This window comes from Mesorhizobium sp. M7A.F.Ca.CA.003.01.2.1 (genome assembly GCF_003998945.1).
In the GTDB taxonomy this organism is placed as follows: domain Bacteria; phylum Pseudomonadota; class Alphaproteobacteria; order Rhizobiales; family Rhizobiaceae; genus Mesorhizobium; species Mesorhizobium ciceri.
Window position 1 is genome coordinate 1 of sequence record NZ_RZRA01000305.1, and the last position, 5,636, is coordinate 5,636.

A 5,636-nucleotide genomic window follows, 5' to 3' on the forward strand; every position below is an offset into this window, starting at 1 on the left:
CCGCGGTATCGCCGGGTCGGCTGCGAAAATGGCCTTCACTTCGCTGGCGAAGTGAAGGCGGCCAGCATGTTCGCACAAATGCAGCGGGCAGATGCCGAACCGGTCGCGCGACAGGACGAGGCGGCCTGTCAGCGAATCCCAGATGGCGAGTGCCCACTGCCCGTTTAGCCTCTCGAACGCGGCCACGCCCCAGGCGCGGTAGGCGTGCACGATGACCTCGGTATCGCTGCGGGTGCGGAAACGATGCCCCAGCGCCGTGAGTTGTTCACGCAGCTCGATGTAGTTGAAGATCTCGCCGTTGAACACGATCCAGGTGGTATCGCCGGTGTCGGCGAGGGGCTGCTGTCCGGTCGAGAGATCGATGACCGACAGACGGGTATGCGCCAGCCCCGCCCGCCTGTCGCGGTAAACGCCGCTCTCGTCCGGGCCTCGATGGGAGAGCGCGGCTGCCATTCGTAGAAGCGCGGCTCGTGAAGGAGGCTCCGCAGCCGCGTTCAGCGCCACAATTCCGGCGATACCGCACATGGGTCAATCCCTGTCCATCGCAGCGGACAGCTGCGGCCGTGCGTGAAGGTAGCGGGCGGCGCGGCGTTTGCTGACGATATCCTTATAGACCTTCTCGACCTGCTCGGCCGTCAGGCCGGCGGCGGCGGCAACCACGCCGGCCGAAATTCCGTGATTCATGCCGTAGAGGCACAAATCCATCAGCTGATAGGGCAAGGCGAAGTAGAACTCCTCCTGGGTTTGCGCCATGGAAAACGTGTCCGTGGTCGGCGGCCTCATTCGGACCTCCTCGTCAATCCCGAGATATTCCGCCAGCTGATAAACCTGGGTCTTGTAGAGATGGACGATCGGCATCACGTCGGCGACGCCGTCGCCCTGCTTGACGAAGAAGCCTTGGTCATATTCGAGCCGGTTTGGCGTGCCTGCCACTGCATAGTTGAGGCGGTCCGCATGATAGTATTCAGTCATCTTGCGAACCCGCTGCTTGTAGTTGGTTGCAGCGACGATCTGCAGGTAAGCCGCCGGCGAAAGACGCACGGTGTCGATCTTTCCGTCCGGATCCTCGACGGTGAGGCGCGTGATATTAAGGCCGCTGCTCTCCAGCACCGATGCCATGACCAGCTTGCATTTCCAGCCTTCGCCATATCCAGGGACGGCAGTTCGGATGGCCTCCATCTGTCGGGCGTAGGCACCGATGCCCTCGAGCGCCGGCTGGATATCTTCAAGGATTGTGTCGATGCCAAGCTGCCCGGCGACGCTGCGGCCAAGCCTCAGCGAGTCGCCGGATGAATCGCGCTCCGGCATGAACAGGCCCAGTACCTTGTCCCTGCCGAACGCGCGTGCGCAGACCGTTGCGACGACCGAACTGTCGATGCCTCCGGAGAGCCCGACAACCACTCCGCGGCGCCGTTGTGTGCCGAGAACCTGTTCGCGCAAGGTCTCGACGATGCGATCGATCTCCAGCCGGGCATCGAGCGCCAGCACACCGCTGCTGAATTCCCCGATCAGGTCGATGACACTGCCTCCCGTTTCTGTGACTCGATTGAAGAGTAGGTCTCAGTCACAGCGTTTTCGATGAGCGGGCGATTGATGGTCAGATGAGGCTCCACGACCATGTCGATGTGAGTGCCGGCGATCGGAATGACGTCCAGATGGACGAATGCCCGATCCCACCCAAGTGCAAGCGGCATTCCGGGCCGCGCGCAACGGAACAAGGTGCCGGTGATCGGCAGTATCGGCCTGGGTTCTGTGAGCCACTGGAAGAAGGCGCGCGCGCGCAGAACTTCCTGCAGTTCCAGTTTGGTTCTGAAGCTCGTCGGGTTGAACTGACCCTCGGCATAGCGATCGAGGAAGCTGGCAAGCCGGGATTCGCAGTGCATTTTGACCGCGACCTTGGCAAGCGCGCGGCATGCCACTCGACTAGCCGATATACGATTGGTTCGGATCCGGTGAAATGTCCGGGTAATCGTCTCCCAACGCTTGCTGCGTTCGCCAACCAGGCTGGTATCCAGAATGCCCGTGAACGCTACCGCTCGCCCTTGATCAAGCAGACGCGCGGCAACCTCAAAAGCAACCGCTCCTCCGAGCGAGTGACCAAGCAGGCGAACACAGCCGGTCGGCTGTACGCGGTTGATATGATCGATTGCAGCTTCGACCATTGCGGCGACGGTGTTCTGACCTTGCAGGATCATGCCCAGGGCCGGATATCTGATGGGAGACACCCTGGCGACCTTGCTTATTGCCGATGCGAACGAAGCAAGGCTCGGACCATAGCCGACCGACCCGGGGAAAAGGAAAAGCAGCGGAGGCTCGTGTTTCCAAGCGGGCGCGTGCTCGCCGCCTCCTTGAGCAGAAATGACCGCTGCAACCATCTCATCGAAGCTCATTCCAACCGTGAAGGCTTCCAATCCGAGCTCCTGCCCGATCGCGCTTTCGATTTCCATGACGCAGTGCAGCAGCTTCAGCGAATCTCCCCCCGCTTCATCCCAACAGCCCAGGGCGACCCGCGTCTTGAGGACCTTGGTCCAGGCACGCCGTACGATCTGATGAGCAGGAACTTCATGTCCCGCATGGGGTATTTGCGGTGGGGGCGTGGTTTCCCGAACCGAAAGGTCAATTGCAGCCAGCGTTGTCATATCGATCTTTCCGCTGGGCAGTCGCGGTATCTCGGCGCTTGCATGGAGTCGCAACGGGCAAAGCGCCGGCGGCAATTTTGTCCTGGCAAGTTGGCGCAGCTCGTCGCAAAAACTGGCTCCCGCTCCGCTGTGCGGTACGGCGAATGCAACCAGTTCATTCGCCGGGGTGACGATAACCACGGCATCCTTCACCGACGGCGCGCCACGCAGCACCCGTTCGAGTTCGGCCGGCTCAACGCGCCGCCCATTGACCTTTATCTGGCGCCCTTTGCGGCCTATGATCCGCAGCAGGCCGTCACTCCCGATTTGCACAAGATCGCCCGTCGCAAAGATGCGAAGCGTCTGGTCGTCGGGGTCTACTTCAAACGGAACAACGGCCCCGTTTTCCCAATGTCCAAGCGCGACATACGGGCTTCTGATCAACAGTTCTCCGATCTTGCCGGGCTGAACCGGGTAACCCTCTTCATCGACCACTGCGAAGCTGATTCCCGGAAGCAGCCAGCCGACGGGAGCCGAAGAATCGAATTCCGGCCAATCGTGCGGCAAGAACCACTGCGATCCCGTCGTTTCCGTCGATGAATAGCCGATCTGCACCAGGCAATTTGGCGGGACAGCCTTGCGCACGAGGCGGATGTCGGCCGAAGATACCTTCTCGCCTCCAATTCGGGCAACTCTGAGCGAACCAAAGGCGTCCGCGGGTTCATCCGCCAAGAGAGCGCGAAGCAATGCCGGCACCAGATAGGTGATCGTCACGCCTTCGGATTGCATGCGGCCGCGAACCGCGCGCAGGCCGACGGCTTCAACCTCCACAAGCTGCAACGTGGCACCCGTGAGCAGAGCGGCAAGAATTTCCCGACAGCCGGCGATGGTTGCCGGGCCGGTCAGAGGCAGGAATACATCCTGTGCATTGATGTGGCACGCATCGACATATTGCTGCACTCGGCACAGCAAGTTCCGCTGGCTGTTGACAATCCCCTTGGGGCGGCCCGTGCTGCCGGAGGTATAAAGCACGATTGCCGGTGCATCGACAGAAACCACACGGTGTGCGGCTGGATGGGGCGTTGCCTGCAATGATTGCGCCATATCGATCCAGGCAACGTGCTGGGGCAGATCAAGGCCGTGGAGGCCTTTGTCGCCAATTATGGCGGAGAGCCTCGCGTCGGCGACGATTTCGTTGATGCGCGAGTCCGGATCTCGCACGTTAAGCGGCACTGACGGCCGACCGGATGCCATGCTGGCCAGCATCGCAACGGTGTACCAGACCGAGTTGGCCTGAAGTATTCCAACCGCATTTCCGTCGGGAACGACGGCTTCAATCCAGCCGGCCAATGCCTCGACCGCCCGAAAAAGCTCGGAATAGGTCAGTCGATTGGTGCCGTCGCTGGCGGCTAATTTTTCGGAATAACGCCCGGCGATCTCCCTCAGGTGATCAAAGACAGGAACGTCGGCGAAGCCAGTTCCCATCCGTTGATGCAGACGTAGAACAGGCCCGCCATGGTCAAGAGCATGATCGGGAGCTTTTAGCCATCGGCAAGGGACCACCGCTTGGTAGTCAGCCTGCACCGTTTGAATCGCCCTCGAAGATTCTAAATGCGCCAGAGACATAAGGGCCCCACGCTAGGATTGTTGCCGCTTATCGCTCCGCGGCATGATCTTTTCATCAATCATTCGGATGATGCGTGAGACGGTCTTAATCGCTTGAATTATTCGAAGATGAAGAGGCCAGCCTGCGCCCGCCCGGGCTGCGGGACTACCTTACCTTACAGAGGTGTCGGGCTGCGCGCTGCTATCCGCTTTGCCAGTACTTGAAACGAAGCAGTATGCGAACACTTCCCCTCCAAGCTCATCCGTTACACGAACCCAATTGTTTTCCCAAGTCCGCAGGGTAACCTGGCGTCCCGTTGACATAGTCGCCGCCGTGAACGGGCTGGACGCATTGACGTTACTCGCCGCGACCACGTCATCCCCCTCCATTTGTTCCACCAGGTATGTTTGCATCACTGCTCCTGACTGTGGGGCAAGGCCGGTTCAATCGCGTGTAGCTGGACAACTCCAACCGCAGGGAACGGATTTCGTTCCATGCTACAGGCAACCCTACCGCCGGAAGTCAGCCTTCAGATCGCCTGCCCTCCTGGCAGGACCGTGGCCTAGCCGCTGAACGACTGGTCAGGACTGAGCTATGCTTTGGGGGAGATGGACCTCGCCCTGCGAATCCGCATACTTCTGGAAAAGTGCAATCTTGTCGGGATACGTAATCCGGATTTCGCTGTGACAGCCCTCGCAGCGATATTTGGACGCAACCTGGAACCAGCGCCCGGGTTTCAGCAAAGCCAATCCGCAGCGAGGACATTTGAACGTCATTTCAAGAGGGCATAGATTCTGACACAGCGGCATTTCGCAAAGTCCATAAGGGATACCTAATGTTAGGCAACGACAGCCGGCCGAAATCGTTCCTGGACGCCGTTCTTTTCGTCAGGCCGATGACCAGCCCCGGACGCCGGGAGATTATTGGATTATCCGCGATGCCAGATTTACTGACGCGGGCCTGAACTCAAGCGCACCCCGATTTCCGGTGGCGTAGCGCCGTTGCAGGCGTTGACTGATGTCAGCAGCTTGCAATCCGAATGAGCAAGCCCGGAGCGAGGTGGCCTCGGGGGGACGACGGGGCCGCACGGTCGACGACACGGCCTATCCGGATGCTGAAACAACGCCGCGCGCCGACCCTGTCGAACAGCACCAGTGGAACAGGCAGGACGAAAAGCGGCGCAACAGGCGGCAATACTTAAGTGTCTCGCCTATATCGTAGCTCGGAAGCCGCGATCCCGACCGAGTTGATGGATATGGAAGCGCTGTTGAAGGGAACCGACGCATCCCTTGGCGAATGCGTCGGTTCCAGAAGTTTATGCGTGGCGGATTTCCGTTCCCAGCACCTTCAGACATTCGCGGATGAACGCAGCAAGCGCCGTCCAACCTTTGGCCGAAACCATTGTCCCGTCC

General features: G+C 60.2%; 2 protein-coding genes and 2 pseudogenes. All 4 read right to left on the reverse strand.

Annotated features, from left to right (window positions below):
* A pseudogene (locus tag EN969_RS14345) lies at positions 1–525 on the reverse strand (asparagine synthetase B); the annotation flags it as partial.
* Between the two features lie 3 nt (positions 526–528).
* The gene (gene nadE, locus EN969_RS14350) at positions 529–1,509 is read right to left on the reverse strand and encodes an NAD(+) synthase (RefSeq protein WP_272482884.1); all 981 of its coding nucleotides are present in this window, start codon (positions 1,507–1,509) and stop codon (positions 529–531) included.
* Positions 1,509–4,103 (reverse strand): AMP-binding protein, encoded by a 2,595-nt coding sequence (locus EN969_RS14355; RefSeq protein ID WP_082826410.1) that lies wholly within the window; start codon positions 4,101–4,103, stop codon positions 1,509–1,511. The genes nadE and EN969_RS14355 overlap by 1 nt, the downstream gene beginning before the upstream one ends.
* Positions 4,104–5,539: 1,436 nt before the next feature.
* Positions 5,540–5,636 (reverse strand): annotated as a pseudogene (locus EN969_RS36020) (protease); the annotation flags it as partial.